General features: G+C 70.3%; 14 protein-coding genes. 10 read left to right on the top strand and 4 right to left on the bottom strand.

Annotated elements, in window-relative coordinates; genetic code table 11:
• The first annotated feature begins 9 nt into the window (after window positions 1-9).
• From ACIA5D_RS46380 to ACIA5D_RS46400, 5 genes are all read left to right on the top strand, one after another.
• The gene (locus ACIA5D_RS46380; protein WP_396037083.1) at window positions 10-1,062 is read left to right on the top strand and encodes an MSMEG_0568 family radical SAM protein; all 1,053 of its coding nucleotides are present in this window, start codon (window positions 10-12) and stop codon (window positions 1,060-1,062) included.
• An 85-nt stretch (window positions 1,063-1,147) separates the two neighbouring features.
• Window positions 1,148-2,506, top strand: a complete 1,359-nt coding sequence (locus ACIA5D_RS46385) for an MSMEG_0567/sll0787 family protein (protein WP_396037084.1) — start codon at window positions 1,148-1,150, stop codon at window positions 2,504-2,506.
• 37 nt (window positions 2,507-2,543) lie between these two features.
• Complete coding sequence (locus ACIA5D_RS46390; RefSeq protein ID WP_396037085.1) at window positions 2,544-3,383, top strand: carbon-nitrogen hydrolase family protein; 840 nt, start codon at window positions 2,544-2,546, stop codon at window positions 3,381-3,383.
• A gap of 2 nt (window positions 3,384-3,385) precedes the next feature.
• Complete coding sequence (locus ACIA5D_RS46395) at window positions 3,386-4,216, top strand: carbon-nitrogen hydrolase family protein (RefSeq protein WP_396037086.1); 831 nt, start codon at window positions 3,386-3,388, stop codon at window positions 4,214-4,216.
• Entirely contained in the window at window positions 4,216-5,268 is a 1,053-nt protein-coding gene (locus tag ACIA5D_RS46400) for an MSMEG_0565 family glycosyltransferase (protein ID WP_396037087.1), read from the top strand. Before ACIA5D_RS46395 ends, ACIA5D_RS46400 begins: the two co-directional genes overlap by 1 nt.
• Here ACIA5D_RS46400 and ACIA5D_RS46405 read toward each other — a convergent pair.
• Together ACIA5D_RS46405 and ACIA5D_RS46410 are read right to left on the bottom strand one after the other, a co-directional pair.
• Window positions 5,253-5,402: a hypothetical protein gene (locus ACIA5D_RS46405; protein ID WP_396037088.1), complete on the bottom strand. Its 150-nt coding sequence runs from the start codon at window positions 5,400-5,402 to the stop codon at window positions 5,253-5,255. The genes ACIA5D_RS46400 and ACIA5D_RS46405 overlap by 16 nt on opposite strands.
• 604 nt (window positions 5,403-6,006) lie before the next feature.
• Window positions 6,007-6,663: a hypothetical protein gene (locus ACIA5D_RS46410; RefSeq protein WP_396037089.1), complete on the bottom strand. Its 657-nt coding sequence runs from the start codon at window positions 6,661-6,663 to the stop codon at window positions 6,007-6,009.
• A gap of 84 nt (window positions 6,664-6,747) precedes the next feature.
• Here ACIA5D_RS46410 and ACIA5D_RS46415 point away from each other — a divergent pair, with 84 nt between their 5' ends.
• On the top strand, window positions 6,748-7,212 hold the full coding sequence (locus tag ACIA5D_RS46415; protein WP_396037090.1) for a MarR family winged helix-turn-helix transcriptional regulator: 465 nt from the start codon (window positions 6,748-6,750) through the stop codon (window positions 7,210-7,212).
• A 126-nt stretch (window positions 7,213-7,338) separates the two neighbouring features.
• Here the strand turns inward: ACIA5D_RS46415 and ACIA5D_RS46420 are convergent, their stop codons facing one another.
• Window positions 7,339-7,878 carry an AAA family ATPase gene (locus ACIA5D_RS46420; protein WP_396037091.1) on the bottom strand — a complete coding sequence of 180 codons (540 nt, stop codon included), beginning with the start codon at window positions 7,876-7,878 and terminating at the stop codon, window positions 7,339-7,341.
• 281 nt (window positions 7,879-8,159) lie between these two features.
• Here ACIA5D_RS46420 and ACIA5D_RS46425 point away from each other — a divergent pair, with 281 nt between their 5' ends.
• Complete coding sequence (locus tag ACIA5D_RS46425; protein WP_396037092.1) at window positions 8,160-8,777, top strand: dihydrofolate reductase family protein; 618 nt, start codon at window positions 8,160-8,162, stop codon at window positions 8,775-8,777.
• Window positions 8,777-9,562: an alpha/beta fold hydrolase gene (locus tag ACIA5D_RS46430; protein WP_396037093.1), complete on the top strand. Its 786-nt coding sequence runs from the start codon at window positions 8,777-8,779 to the stop codon at window positions 9,560-9,562. The genes ACIA5D_RS46425 and ACIA5D_RS46430 overlap by 1 nt, the downstream gene beginning before the upstream one ends.
• 417 nt (window positions 9,563-9,979) lie before the next feature.
• Here ACIA5D_RS46430 and ACIA5D_RS46435 read toward each other — a convergent pair whose 3' ends face one another.
• The gene (locus tag ACIA5D_RS46435; protein WP_396037094.1) at window positions 9,980-10,384 is read right to left on the bottom strand and encodes a PPOX class F420-dependent oxidoreductase; all 405 of its coding nucleotides are present in this window, start codon (window positions 10,382-10,384) and stop codon (window positions 9,980-9,982) included.
• 1,330 nt (window positions 10,385-11,714) lie between these two features.
• Between ACIA5D_RS46435 and ACIA5D_RS46440 the strand changes: the two genes are divergently transcribed.
• Both ACIA5D_RS46440 and ACIA5D_RS46445 read left to right on the top strand, forming a co-directional pair.
• Window positions 11,715-13,655, top strand: coding sequence for an ATP-binding protein (locus ACIA5D_RS46440; RefSeq protein WP_396037095.1), 1,941 nt, complete (start codon window positions 11,715-11,717; stop codon window positions 13,653-13,655).
• A gap of 34 nt (window positions 13,656-13,689) precedes the next feature.
• Window positions 13,690-14,106 carry a response regulator gene (locus ACIA5D_RS46445; RefSeq protein ID WP_396037096.1) on the top strand — a complete coding sequence of 139 codons (417 nt, stop codon included), beginning with the start codon at window positions 13,690-13,692 and terminating at the stop codon, window positions 14,104-14,106.
• Window positions 14,107-14,110 lie beyond the last annotated feature (4 nt).

Below are 14,110 nucleotides of genomic sequence, written 5' to 3' on the forward strand. Positions count from 1 at the left end.
GTGGCGACGATGAGCGTTGGCATCCGAACTGACATAGCCGTGCAGGGTGTGCGGGTCGAGGCGCCCGTGCGGCGCCCGGCCGGCGCCGGGCCCAGCGACGACGGCCACCTGGTCATCGACGGTGCCAACGCCGCCCTGCCGATCAACCCCGACAGCCCCTACCAGGTACGCGGTGAGCGGCTCTGGCGGGGCGACGTCGACACCGGGCTCTCACTCGAGGTCGTCCGCCGGCCCAGGTTCTACGACCTCGTCACGGGCGACGGGGTGCGCTACGAGCAGATCGCCCGGCTGCACGGCAAGGACGTGCTGGCCACGACCGTGGTGCAGACCTGCATCCGGTACGCGCAGAAGCAGCGCTGCCGGTTCTGCACGATCGAGGAGTCGCTGCGCGAGGGTTCCACGATCGCGGCCAAGACGCCGGCGCAGCTGGCCGAGGTGGCCGCGGCGGCGGTGCGGCTCGACGGCGTGAAACACATGGTCATGACCACCGGCACCACCACCGGCCCGGATCGTGGCGCCCGCAACCTGGTCCGGTCGGTGCGGGCCGTGCTCGACGCTGTGCCGGGCCTGCCCATCCAGGTACAGATCGAGCCGCCCGGCGACCTGTCGGTCATCGACGAGCTGCACGAGGCGGGTGCGGCGTCGATCGGCATCCACGTCGAGTCGCTCGACGACGAGGTACGCCGCCGGTGGATGCCGGGCAAGGGCGCGGTCCCGATGGCCGAGTACGAGGCCGCCTGGGACCATGCCGTGCGCGTCTTCGGCCGCAACCAGGTGTCCACGTATCTCCTGGTCGGCCTCGGGGAGGATCCGGACGAGCTCGTCGCCGGCGCGGCCCGGCTGATCGAGCGCGGGGTCTATCCCTTCGTGGTGCCGTTCCGGCCGACGGCCGGGACGCTCGCCCGCCGCGACGGGGTGCCGGGACCGGCGCCGGCGCTGGTCCGCGACGTCACCGTGCGGGTCGCCGCGCTGCTCAAGGACGCCGGGATGCTCAGCACCGGCCAGAAGGCGGGCTGCGCGGCCTGCGGAGCGTGTGGCGTGCTGCAGGCGGCAGGCGCATGACCGCCCGCACCGAGCGGCACCCGGCCGCACCTGCGGACGGCCTCGCGCGCGAGGGCCGGACGGGCCTGCCTCAGGAGGGCACAGCATGACCGATCTGGTGCCCACTCTGCTCGGGCCGCACGTCATCGTCGAGCGGACCGAGGACCTGGCCGGCTATCACCGGTTACGCGAGCGGGTCTTCGTCGACGAGCAGGGCCTGTTCGACGGCTCCGACCTCGACGACCGGGACGACGACGCCCGCACGGTCGTGCTGGTCGCCAGGTCGGCGCGCGGCGAACTGCTCGGCGGCGTGCGGGTCGGCCCGGCCTCCAGCGGGCCGGACATCGGCTGGTGGGTGGGTGGCCGGCTGGTCGTCGACCCCGCGGTCCGCGGGGCCGGGGCCATCGGACCTGCTCTGGTACGCGCGGCCTGCGCCTATGCCGAGAACGCGGGTGCGTTGCGGTTCGACGCGACAGTGCAGACCAGGCACGAGCGGTTGTTCCGACGGCTCGGCTGGCGCAGCGTGCGCCCGGTCACCGTGGCCCGGCGGCCGCACACGCTGATGCGCTGGCCGATCGAGCGGTTGTCCGCGTTGGCCGCCGCCACCAAGAATCCGCTCGGTGCCCTGCTGCGCGATCTGGCGCCGGGCGGCCCGGGGTTCGTCGGCGACGACGGCGCTCCGGTGCCCGGCTCGGACCTGATCGCCGCGTGCGACGCGATCCTGCCGTCCATGGTGGAGCGCGACCCGGACTGGGCCGGCTGGTGCGCCGTACTGGTGAACGTGAATGATCTGGCCGCGATGGGCGCGACGCCCGTCGGCCTGCTGAACGCCGTCGGCGCCCGGGATGCGGCCCTGGCCGCGCGGATCCTCGGCGGATTGCGCCGGGCCGCGCGGGCCTACGGCGTGCCGGTCCTCGGCGGGCATACCCAGCTCGGCGTGCCCGCGGCCCTGTCCGCGACGGCGCTGGGCCGCACGGCCCGGCCGGTGCTGGGTGGTGGCGGGCGGCCCGGGCTGCGGGTGCGGCTCACGGCGGACCTCGGCGGGCGCTGGCGGCCCGGCTACCAGGGCCGGCAGTGGGACTCCACCAGCCACCGCACGCCGTCCGAACTGCGCGCCATGCTGTCGTTCGTGGCGAAGGCGCGGCCCGCGGCCGCCAAGGACGTGTCCATGGCCGGGATCGCCGGGACGCTCGGCATGCTCGCCGAGGCCAGCGGCTGCGGGGCGGTGCTCGACGTGGCGAGCGTGCCCCTTCCGCCGGCCGCGACCGCCGGGGACTGGCTGACCTGCTTCCCGGGCTTCGCCATGGTCACCGCGGGCGAGCTGGCCGGCACCGAGGCCGGACCCGCGGTCACCGCCGCCTGCGGCGAACTCGTCGCCGGCCAGGGGGTCCAGCTGCGCTGGCCGGACGGGGCCCTCACCGAAGGCATCGACGCGGGAGTCACGGGACTGGGGACGGCGGCATGACGGAGCGCAACTGGCCCACACGAAAGGCAGGCAGGGCATGAGTGTGATCAGGATGGCCGCCGTTGCCGAGGCGTTCGATCGGGATCTCGAGGGGGACTTCGCGACGATCGAGAAGCTGATCGCGACGGCGCGGGCCGACGGCGTACAACTGCTGGCCCTGCCCGAGGCTTGCCTCGGCGGCTACCTCGCGCATCTCGACGGTGGTTCCGACGAGCCGCCGGCGTTGCGCGTCGACGGTCCGGAGATCGCCCGGCTCGCCGCGCTGGCCGGGGACACGGTCGTGTGCGCCGGCTACTGCGAGGCCGACGGGGACAAGCGGTTCAACAGCGTGGTCTGCGTGCACGACGGGCGGGTCCTCGGCAACCACCGCAAGGTGCACCAGCCGCTGCGCGAGAGCGCCAGCTACGACTCCGGCGACTCGTTCGCCGCGTTCGACACCCCGGTCGGCCGGATCGGGCTGCTGATCTGCTACGACAAGGCGTTCCCCGAGTCGGCGCGGGCGCTCGCGCTGGACGGCGCGGAGATCATCGTGGTGGTCTCGGCGTGGCCGGGCAGCCGCACCGACGCCCCGGCCGACCTGGCCGACGACCGGTGGACCCGGCGGTTCGACCTGTTCGACCGGGCACGCGCGCTGGAGAACCAGGTGGTCTGGGTGTCGGCGAACCAGTCCGGCCGGTTCGGGTCGCTGCGCTTCGTGTGCAGCGCGAAGGTCGTCGACCCGGGCGGCGACGTGTTGGCCACGACCGGCACCGCACCTGGCCTGGCGGTGGCCGATGTGGACGTCAGCACGGCGCTGGCGGCGGCCCGCCGGTCGATGGGTCACCTTCGGGACCGCCGCCCCGACACCTACCGCGGGCACGCGGCGTCGATGATGTGAGCGTGTTGACTCGGATCGCCGCCGCCGCGGCACACTTCGGCCGCGACCTCGACCACGACCTGGGGCGGATCGGCAAGCTCATCGACGACGCCCGGGCAGCGGGATCCGCGCTGCTGGTGCTGCCCGACGCGGCGATCGGCGGCTACCTGGCCGACCTGCGCCACCCCGACCCGGCCGCGTTCCCGCCGGCGCTCAAGCCGGACGACCCGATCTTCGAGCGGATCCGTGGCCTGGCCCGGGACATGGTGGTCTGCGTCGGGTTCTGCGAGGCCGACGGCGGCGACCGGTACAACGCGGCCGTCTGCCTGACCGGCGACGGCATACTCGGACGGCACCGCAAGGTGCACCTGCCGGCCGCCGAGGGGATCGCCTACCGGGCCGGGAACACGTTCGCGGCGTTCGACACCCCCGTCGGCCGGGTCGGCATGCTCATCGACTACGACAAGACGTTCCCCGAGTCGGCACGCACCCTGGCGCTCGACGGCGCCCAGATCGTGGCCTGCCTGTCGGCGTGGCCGGCGAGCATCACCAACGCGGCGCCGAAGCTGTCCCAGGACCGCCAGTCCCGGCTGTTCGACCTCTACGACTGCGCCCGGGCCGCCGAGAACCAGATCGTGGTGGTCTCCTCCAACCAGACCGGCGCGGCCGGCGGGATGCGTTTCCTCGGCCAGGCCAAGGTGGTCGGCCCGGCCGGCAACGTGCTGGCCCGCACCTGGGCCAAGGCCGGGCTCGCGGTGGCCGAGCTGGACGTGGTCCAGGAGATCGGCAACGCCCGGCGGGTGCTGAACCACCTGCGCGAGCTGCGACCGGCGACCTACCGGGCGGCGGAGTGATGCGGATAGCGCTGCTGAGCTATTCGACCCGGCCGCGCGGCGGTGTCGTGCACACGCTCGCCCTGGCGGAGGCGCTGGCGGAGCGGGGACAGGATGTGACGGTGTGGACGCTGGGACGCGGCGGCGACGCGGGCTTCTTCCGGCCGGTCGACCCGCGGGTGCGGCTGGTCGTCGTGCCGTTCCCGGAGGTGCCGGACGAGGGCGTCGGACCGCGCATTCTGCGCTCGATCGCGGTCCTGCGGGCGGCCTTCACCCCGGAGGCGTACGACGTGGCGCACGCCCAGGACTGCATCAGCGCGAACGCCGTCGACCGGTGCGTGCGCACGATCCACCACCTCGACCAGTTCACCACCCCCGAGCTGGCGGCCTGCCACGAACGCGCGATCGTCCGCCCGTACGCGCACATCTGCGTCTCCGCCGCCGTGGCGGCCGAGGTACGGGCCGGCTGGGGTCTGACACCGGCAGTGATCCCGAACGGGGTGGACGCGGCCCGGTTCGCCGCCGCTACGCCGGACACCCGGCACGGCTCCTATCTCCTGGCCGTCGGTGGCATCGAACCCCGAAAGGGCTCGCTGGACCTGCTCGACGCCTATGCGCTGGTGCGCCGGGAACTACCAGGCACACGGCTGGTCATCGCCGGTGGGGAGACACTGTTCGACTACCGCGACTACCGCGCCGCGTGGGAGGCACGCGCTCGCGATCTCGCCGTCGAGCCGGTGGTCCTCGGCCCGGTCGCGCACGACGAACTGCCCGGCCTGGTCGCCGGGGCGGCCGCGTTCGCCTTCCCCTCCGTCAAAGAAGGCTTCGGTCTGGCCGCCATGGAAGCCCTGGCCGCCGGGATCCCGGTCGTCGTGCGTGACCTGCCGGTGCTGCGGGACGTCTTCGGGTCCGCCGTCGGCTACGGCGCGGATCCGGTGTCGCTCGCCACGGCGTTGCTGCTCGCCGTCAAGGAGCCCGACCCGGCCCGCCGAGCCCGGGGTGTGGCGCTTGCGCAACGGCACACGTGGACCGCGGCGGCGGCGCGGCACCTCGACTTCTACGCCTCGCTGTAGAGAGCCTGCGGCGGCTCGACGGTCAGGCAACGGTCCCGGCAGTCGACGTCAGGACCGCACGGCCCGAGGATGTGCCGGGCCGTGCTGAAGCCGAGGAAGGCGGGGGTCGCGTCGGTCGGGATGCCGATGCCCACGCCTCGCGGTTCTCGCCGTAATCGGGGGCCATCCGGGCGGGCTGGCCGGCCGTCCGCGCCGCCGTGGCTAACAGCTTCTGGTGTACCTCCTGCGAGCGCATGGCGGTTCTGATCCGCCCCCGCTTTACCCACCGAGAACAGCGCGAACTCATGACAAGCGAGGACAAGCCACGGAGGCCGCCCGGCTGCGTTTGAGCTTGTCAGGCCATACTTTCGACAGCCAATGCAAAGCCTTTTGCCCGAACGGGCGTACGGTTTGCGGAGTTGTCGTTGATCGCGTCCTTCCTTGTGGCTTGTGGGGGAGTGCGGCGTAAGGGTCTTCGCGTAAGCGCAGCATTTCCCGAAGCTGGCCTTGAGCAGGTATTCCTTGCCGCGATCTGCCCGGCCTTCGGCGTGTGGCGGCGACCTTGGGTATTGCGATTGTGCGGTGTCCACTCTGGATTATCGTGACACCTCGGTGACACGAACTTCCGTACGGTGATCTCGGTCCGACTGCTGGGGTGCGGGCCGTGGGTGGTGGGCCTGGCGGGTGCCGTGGTGGTTGCCTGCTGGCGGTTGGCGGCGGCGGCATGCCACTCCGGACACGTCGCGGGGCGCGGATTGGTCAGCCCGGGTTGTGGGTCGCCACCGCCCGGACGAGTGGGAGCGCGGAGGGCTGGGCCGGGTCTCCCGCCGGTACCAGGCGGGTGACCGCCTGCGGCATGCCGCCGACCGTGAACGCGCGGACGGCCGGTCCGGCGGACACGGTGACGAACGAGGCCACGGACGGCACCTCGATGGGCAGCGGGATGACATGCTCCCCGGCGTCGAACTGGGCGTCGATCACGCGCATTGAGGTGCTCGTCGGCTCGGGCGGCGCGAACGAGGTGCCCCACCAGGCCTCGACGAGCACCCGGGCGGGCTCCCGCAGAGCGAGCCGCACCGATCGCCGCGTCGCGTCGTACGCCACGGTGTCGTCGTCGTCGGCCGATGACGCGGCGCCCTCGACCTGGACGGCGATGAGGCCGGCGATTCCGGCGAGTCCCTGCACGAAGGTGACGCGGTCGTTGACCTTGGAGATTTCGTCCCTTAGGTGCTGCTTTGTGGCGGGCGGAACCATGCCGCCGAAGACGACGATGTCGAGGTTCGCGGTGTCGTACTCCGTCAGGACCTCGTCGAACTGATTGGTCGCGTCGGCGTGGAAGCCCCGGCCGCGCAGGATCTCGGTGGTGTCGAGAATGACGCTTGGGCTTCGGCCGATGATGAGAATCCGCTCGGTCATGCGATGGTCTCCTGAGTCGAAGTAATTGTTGGCATGGCCAACATAGCAAGCGTTGGGCGCACCAACAACTGGTAGTGTTTTGACATGGATCACCGGCCGAGTCCGCCCGCACGCATTGCGGACCGTCCGACCTGGCTCATCAGCCGGACCTTCGCCCTCTCGTCGGGTCTGCTCGCCGCCGGGTTCGAGTCATACGGCCGCGGCCTGCGCAGTTACCACTACCGCCTGCTGGCCGCGCTGGAGGAGTACGGGCCGGTGAGCCAGGCGGACCTGGGCCGCGGGACCGGGATGGATCGCAGTGACGTCACCGGTGTGCTGTCCGAGCTCGAGTCGCGCCGGCTCGTCGTGCGTTCGGTCGACCCCGAGCACAAGCGCCGCAACATCGTCACGATCACGCCAGCCGGCATCGAGCAACTCCTGGAGCTCGACAAGGTCATCGAGGACGTGCAGGAACAGGTGCTGAGGCCTCTGACGGGCGCGCAGCGGCATCAGTTCATCGCCCTGATGATGAAACTGCTGGCGGGCGCGGGCCGGCCGCCCGGGGACTGACTCCGGCGGCCGCCGATCGCGTTCTACAGCGTGTCGAGGTCGGTCGCCCTGGCGATCGCGCGCATTCCCGCGTCGTTGGGGTGCGGGCGCTCCGAGGGTTGCTCAACCAGGTATCAGTCGGCGTCGTCAACGCCTGGAGGCGTCAGGCCCCAAGGCGATCCTGATGGCCGCCGCGAGGGCTGCCGTGTCGACCGCCTGCGCGGTGTTGACCTCCACCAGGGGTCCCACCCCGAGAGCAGGGACCTCGCTTCCCCAAAGCTCCCCTTCGGTGCGCAGGCTGTCCAAATGCCGCTCATCTCGGACACGGCGTCGATACCGCTCGCGAGCAACCTCCACGTCAACTTTGCAGCGAACCTCGACGAAGGGACCAGCGAGAGCGCGCACCAGTGGCAGGGCATACGGATACCACGTGCAATCGATGACGGCGGCCGGACATCCTCGAGCGACACCGAGAACGGCGTGCACAGCCGCAACACCCAGCTGACGTGATTGCTCGACGGTTCCGGGTGCGCCCAAGGAGTCCATCAGCGCCTCCTTGACCTCGTCCTTGGAGAGGTAGGGGACTCGGAGGCCGGACGCGAGAGCTTGAGCGACTGTCGTCTTTCCTGAGGCGGGCCAACCGCCCACGAGTACGTGTCCGCTCACGTACGGATTGTTCTCGATCATCGCTAGCCCAACTCCTTCTACCGCCAGGCGCTTCGCTACACAGTGTTACGTAGCCCTGGGACTGGCTTCCGGACAAGTAGCCGATGAGCGCGCACGTGATCATGCGCGAATTCCGTCCGCGCCGCCCACTTCAGCCGGCTCTTCCGCGCCGTGCACGGGGTGCCGCCGAGCGTCTACCGCGAGATGGTCGACGCGGCGCGGTAACGCAAGCCCGCGGCGCTGATTCGCAAGACAGACCCCGCCCCGCGGGCCAACCTTGGGGTGAGCGATAAGGGGTATGCATGCGAAGAATCGTCGTCTCACAGTTTGTGACGGTTGACGGCGTCATGGAGGGTCCCGGGAACGACCCGGCCTTCGACCGCGCCGGTTGGGCGTTCAAGTTCGACCGCGGCAGCGAAGGCAGCGCCTTCAAGCTCAACGAGGTGATGGAGGCCGGCGCGCTCCTGCTCGGGCGGGTCACCTACGACGGGTTCGCGGCGGCGTGGCCGAACATGACCGACGAGGTCGGGTTCGCCGAGAAGATGAACGGCATGCCGAAGTATGTCGTCTCCAGGACGCTGAACGCGCCGTCATGGACCAACACGACCGTCCTGAGCGGCGACGTCGTCGCGACGATCAGTCGGCTCAAGAAGGAGCCGGGCGGGGATCTGCTCGTCAACGGCAGCGGCCAACTGGTGCGCACCCTCGCCGCTAACAACCTGGTCGACGAGTACCGGCTGATGGTCTTCCCGATCATCGTCGGCGCCGGCCAGACGATGTTCGGCTCCGACTTCCAGCCCTCCGCCCTCACCCTGGTCGAGGCCCGTCCGGTCGGCCCCGACGGCGTCCTCGTGCTGACCTACCGACCGAACACGACAGAGCAGCTACAGCGGCCGACAGCCGCAGAGGAGACTCCCTGATGAACCACGTCACATCCGCCGACGGCACCGAGATCGCCTACGAACGTGAAGGCAGCGGACCGGCCGTCGTCCTGGTCGTCGGCGCGTTCGGCGACCGGAACGAGCCGGTCACCGCCGGGCTCGCCGCCCAGCTCGCGGCCGACTTCACCGTCTACCGCTACGACCAGCGGGGTCGGGGCGACAGCGGTGACACCGCCCCGTACGCGGTGGAGCGCGAGATCGAGGATCTGGGCGCGGTCGTGTCGGCCGCCGGTGGCGAGGCCATGGTGTTCGGCGGCTCGTCCGGCGCGATCCTGGCCCTGGGAGCCGACGCGGCCGGTGTGCCGATCACCCGCCTCGCCGCGTTCGAGCCGCCCTTCGTGACCGACCCGGAGCGCCCGCCGTTGCCGACGGAGAAGGAGCTGACCGACCTTGTCACCTTGGGCCGGCGCGATCTCGCGATCGAGGATTTCCTGACCCGGGGCGCCGACATGCCGGCCGAGATGGTCGCCGGGATGCGGACGCAGCCGTTCTGGCCGGTCATGGAGGCGGTGGCGCACACCCTGGCTTACGACGCCGCCATCGTGGGTAAGGGGCCGGTTCCGGTCGAGCTGCTGGCGTCGGTGACCGCGCCGACGCTCGTGCTGGTGGGCACCGCCAGCCCCGTGCGCATGCAGACCGCGGCCGCGGCGGTTACCGAGTCGGTGCCCGGCGCACGGTCGCAGACGCTGGAAGGGCAGGCGCACGGCCAGCTCGACCCCGCCGTCCTCGGCGAAGCGGTGGTGGCGTTCTTCCGCGCCGGGTAGCTCACGTCACGCAGGCGGAGCGCGGCCGGCCGGTCACCGCAATCGGGGACCGGCCGGCCGCTTTCGCCTTTCCGGCGAGCACGGCGGCGAGTGCCCGCATCGACGCCTCGGACGTCGAGTAGGTCGCGAGCAGGGTGCCGGACTGTCCACGCAGGACGGCCGGCGGATGACGGCCAACCGTTACTTCCGCCGTTCCCGAATCGCGCAATGGTTCACTGATGTCTGCCGCGACGGGAGCTCTGGTTTTTGATCAAGAGACGTGACGCACGGTGAGGCGCTGCTTCCTCGGCATTGAATCTTCGGTAGATGGGTCTGTTCGCATCTGGTATCCGTGGTGCTGTCCGCCTACTCGGCTGCCGCCGGGGAGGGCCCAGGTGCATGCGGTGGACCGCGGTCTGATCGCGGCCCGGGTGGCTGTCAGGAGCGGCGGCTCTGCCGGCCTGGGGTCTCGGGATCGATGCCCCAGCTGGTGACCCAGGTGGGGGTGATCCGGATGACCTCACGACTCATGAACGGCACCGGCGGGTCAACGTCTTGCAGCGCGACCGCGGTGCTGCGGATCTCCAGACCCCGCACGGTCCATGGGTCCCGTGAGACGAGGTCGTCGACGACGACGGCGACCCGGCCGTTGGCCTGAACGTTGCGGAACTTGCGGGTTGTACCCATGGCGGCGCCGCCGATCAGGATGTCGCCGGTCGCCTCGTCGAGGAACACCCCGACCGGGTTGTTCTGCGGCGCGCCGCTCGCGTCCACGGTGGCTAGACGTGCCAGCGGCTCGTTCTTCAGGTAGGTGCGCTCGGCCTCGGTCAGGGCGACTGTCATACCCGCAGCGTACGACCCAAGCGGTGTTCGCGGCCTGATCCGCCTCGCTGCACCAGGCAGCGCCTCATCAAAACGCGCCTTACCCAACGTGACCTCAGCCGGGGACCAACTCGGCGTACGGTCATGCCGCGATGTGCTCGCTATGGCGCGCCGTGCTCTCGCTCGCATCGTGGCCATTGTCCGGGCCGGCGCCCGCGGGTGAAGGACGATCGGCTTCACCCGCATGGCCGACACTCTCATCCGCCGTAACGGCGTTCACCACATTGTGGCCGGTCTTCCTCCCAGGGATGCGTCGATGGGGGAGCAGGTTGGTGCCGAACGCTGAGGGCCCGAAAACGCGCCCTCAGACGCGGCCGGACACTGTCACTGAGCTGCGCGAATACGGTCGAGGTGCAGGTCAATCTCGATGGCCGGATACATCCCAAACCTGCTCCCCGCCCGGACGTTTGGCCATAGCTGCTGACCTGCCCATTTAGGCATTCGGTGGTGATCCGCGGCGGCCCCGACTGCTGTCGGCACCCTTACCGCGGCCAGCACGATCGGCGCCCGGTCCGCTTCCTCACGCGCGGCCGGTCGTCCGTGTTGATCAGCGTGAGTTCCAGCCATACCAGACGCGCCTGCCTCCCCGACGGCTGCCGTGACCCGACGAGCGCCACGTACCGTCATGATGATCGTGTTAATCGCCGACGAGGGTTTCCGGATTTGGCGAGTTGAGTACGCCAGGCCATATTCAAGTCCGTGCGCTGAAATGAGGTGGAGGAAAGCTCTGCCAGTGTTTCGGAAAGCAATTTCCGGGGGGTCACGATCACCGCGGTGCTGCGAGTCATCAGGGCGCCGTCGATCAGCGGCAGGCCGTGATCGCGGCACGCTCGCTGCCGCCACGGGCAGTGGACGCCGGCCCCAATGCGTTCACGTACCAGTGGTCGGCGGACGGGGTGCGGTTCAAGCGGCCACCGCCCGACGTGGGTGATCCCGGCCGCGATGCTCGGCAAGCGGCTCACCGTGACGGTGATCGGCGTCAAGAAGGGGTGCATCGACGGCACCGCGACGAGCTAGTCGGTCACCGTACGTTGAGCTTCCGACGGCCGTTTCGTCGCCTTCGACGGCCGGGACGCCGAGGTCAGGTCGGCCGGGTCTGCGGGAACGACAGGGCGCGGGTGAGGATCCCGGTCGGCGCGGCGGCCGAGTCGACGCCCATACCGTGCATCTGTATCCCGATCATCGCGAGTCTCCCGGGCACCCCAAACGGTGATACCGGAGGAAATGCCGTTCAGCCTGAATTGCTACCAAGCGTCCTTAACCTTGGGCTCAGGCTCGGGGAGGGACGGCCATGGTCACACTGATCATCGAGGCATTCTTCGCCCTGGTGTTCGTGCGGGCCCTGATCGCGTACGCCTGGCGCCGGGACACGTTGCAGCGCGATCTGGCCCTCGTCTTCTTCCCAATGACCGTCCTGCTCGTGTTGGAGATCATCAGGCAGGTCGAAGGGATCCCGCGGCTCCCGACAATCCCGGGGTTGCTGGGGATCACCCTTCTGCTGGCCCAGCCGTGCCTGACGCTGCGTCTGGTCCGGGCCGTGCGGCCGGTGTCGCGTGCCGTCAGCTGGGGCGCGTTCGCCGTGTTCGCGGTGACCACGGTGCCGTGGTACTTCCTCGGTACGCGGCAGGTACCAGTGGTCACTTTGAGCACGGTCATCGCCTTCTTCATCGTGCAGGGCTGGGCGGCCACCCTGTTGATGGCCGAGGCGCGGCGACGTGTCGGCGCGCCCCGGGCCCGGCTGACACTCGCCGCCTCGGCGACCGCGGTGCTCGGGCTGTGCCTGCTGGCGGCGGGGGCCGGCCCGGCCTTCGACCGGGCCGAGAACGTCATTCACCTCAGCAGCGAGGTGCTGGCCCTGTTGTCCGGAGTCGGCTACGTGGTGGCCTTCCTGCCGCCGCGCTGGCTGCGGCAGGTGTGGTCCGGTGGAACCGCGTACCGGGTGCACCGGCAGATGGCGAACGCCCCGATCAGCGAGACGCCGGAGCAGACCTGGCAGCGGTACGCGCGGACGGTCCGCGAGGCCAGCGGCGCCAGCACGGTGATCGTGCTGCTACCCGGCGAGAACGGGCCGGTCTGCGTGGCGATCAGCGGGGACGCCAGGCCGGCCGAGGTGGTCACCACCGCGCAGGATCTGCAAGAGGTGCTGGACCTCCCTCAGCCGGTCCCGGCACCGACCGCGACGGGCTCGCCGCTGCTGGCGTACGCGCGGCAGGCCGGCGCCCGGGTGTTGACCGCGGTGCCGTTGCAGCTGCCCTCTGCCGAACAGGGTGCGCTCGTCCTGCTGAGTCGACGCCGGCCGCTGTTCGTGGAGGACGACGCCCGGCTGCTCGGTGAACTGGGCGCGCAGGCCGCCATCGTCGCCGAACGCGGTGCGGCCGCCGCCGCGATCCGGGCGATGAACGCCCAGCTGGAGAACCGCGTCCAGGAACGAACCGCCCAGCTGCGGGTGGCCCAAACCGCGCTGGAGGACGTCAACCACCAGCTCGAGGCGCAAAACGCCATGCTGGCCAGGTCGAACGAGGAGCTGCAGCGGTTCGCGTACGTCGCCTCGCATGACCTGCAGGAGCCACTCCGCAAAATCATCAGCTTCTCCGGGCTGTTGGTGGAACGGATGCCGGCGGGCCTGGATGCGGACACCTCGATGTACGTCGACCGGATCGTGGGCGCCGCCGCACGGATGAAGCGCCTGATCGAGGACCTGCTGATGTTCTCCCGGGCCGGTGGCCAGGTCGAGATGCGTCCGGTGGACTGCGAAAGCGTTCTGACCGCGGTGCTCGACTCGCTCGCCATCGCGATCACCGAGTCGCAAGCCACCGTGACGCACGACCCGCTGCCGATCATTCAGTCGAACCGCGCGTCGATCGAACGGCTGCTGCAGAACCTCATCGGTAACGCCCTCAAGTACCGCTCGGACGCCCCACCGCGAATCCATGTCGGGGCCGAGCGCCTCGATGAGGGCTGGCGACTGACCGTCACTGACAACGGGATCGGCCTCGACATGGCGTACGCGGACCGAATCTTCCAGGTCTTCCAGCGCCTGCACCCGCGGGGGCAGTACGACGGCACCGGCATCGGGCTGGCGGTCTGCAAACGCATCGTCGAATCCGTCGGCGGTCGGATCGGCGTCGACTCGGTTCTCGGGGCCGGCTCGACGTTCTGGTGTGTCCTGCCCGCGCCGCCCGACGAGCCGAGCCGAAAGGAATCCGATGCACTCGGTGTCCACGCCGGCTGAACCACAGGCCGCCGTACGTCCGATTACCGTCCTGATGGTCGAGGACGATCCGGACGACGTGTACCTCACCCAGGAGGCGCTGCGCAGCGGCCGTTTGCAGATCACCATGCAGGTGGTCTCCGACGGCGCCTCGGCCATGCAGTACCTGCGCGGTGAGCAGGAGTACGCCGGCAGCCGACGACCCGACCTGGTGCTGCTCGACCTCAACCTCCCCCGGATGGACGGCCGGGAGGTACTGGCAGCGATCAAGGAGGACCCGGAGCTCAGCGACATTCCGGTGGTCATCCTCACCACCTCAGAGGCCGAGGAGGACATCGCCTCGAGCTACCGGCACCACGCCAACTGCTACATCTCCAAACCCGTCGGCATCGACGAGTTCCGCTCGGTGGTGGGCTCGATCGAGTCGTTCTGGTTCACCATCGTCAAACTCCCACCGGACAACGCCCAGTAGGACC

This window comes from Actinoplanes sp. NPDC051513, from assembly GCF_044454685.1.
Classification (GTDB): Bacteria; Actinomycetota; Actinomycetes; order Mycobacteriales; family Micromonosporaceae; genus Actinoplanes.

What these genes read in the sequence shown, in the direction of transcription:
- ACIA5D_RS46380 (WP_396037083.1), top strand. Translation starts at nt 10, where the DNA reads ATGAGCGTTGGCATCCGAACTGACATAGCCGTGCAGGGTGTGCGGGTC.
- ACIA5D_RS46385 (WP_396037084.1), top strand. Translation starts at nt 1,148, where the DNA reads ATGACCGATCTGGTGCCCACTCTGCTCGGGCCGCACGTCATCGTCGAG.
- ACIA5D_RS46390 (WP_396037085.1), top strand. Translation starts at nt 2,544, where the DNA reads ATGAGTGTGATCAGGATGGCCGCCGTTGCCGAGGCGTTCGATCGGGAT.
- ACIA5D_RS46400 (WP_396037087.1), top strand. Translation starts at nt 4,216, where the DNA reads ATGCGGATAGCGCTGCTGAGCTATTCGACCCGGCCGCGCGGCGGTGTC.
- ACIA5D_RS46410 (WP_396037089.1), bottom strand. Translation starts at nt 6,663, where the DNA reads ATGACCGAGCGGATTCTCATCATCGGCCGAAGCCCAAGCGTCATTCTC.
- ACIA5D_RS46415 (WP_396037090.1), top strand. Translation starts at nt 6,748, where the DNA reads ATGGATCACCGGCCGAGTCCGCCCGCACGCATTGCGGACCGTCCGACC.
- ACIA5D_RS46420 (WP_396037091.1), bottom strand. Translation starts at nt 7,878, where the DNA reads ATGATCGAGAACAATCCGTACGTGAGCGGACACGTACTCGTGGGCGGT.
- ACIA5D_RS46425 (WP_396037092.1), top strand. Translation starts at nt 8,160, where the DNA reads ATGCGAAGAATCGTCGTCTCACAGTTTGTGACGGTTGACGGCGTCATG.
- ACIA5D_RS46430 (WP_396037093.1), top strand. Translation starts at nt 8,777, where the DNA reads ATGAACCACGTCACATCCGCCGACGGCACCGAGATCGCCTACGAACGT.
- ACIA5D_RS46435 (WP_396037094.1), bottom strand. Translation starts at nt 10,384, where the DNA reads ATGACAGTCGCCCTGACCGAGGCCGAGCGCACCTACCTGAAGAACGAG.
- ACIA5D_RS46440 (WP_396037095.1), top strand. Translation starts at nt 11,715, where the DNA reads ATGGTCACACTGATCATCGAGGCATTCTTCGCCCTGGTGTTCGTGCGG.
- ACIA5D_RS46445 (WP_396037096.1), top strand. Translation starts at nt 13,690, where the DNA reads ATGGTCGAGGACGATCCGGACGACGTGTACCTCACCCAGGAGGCGCTG.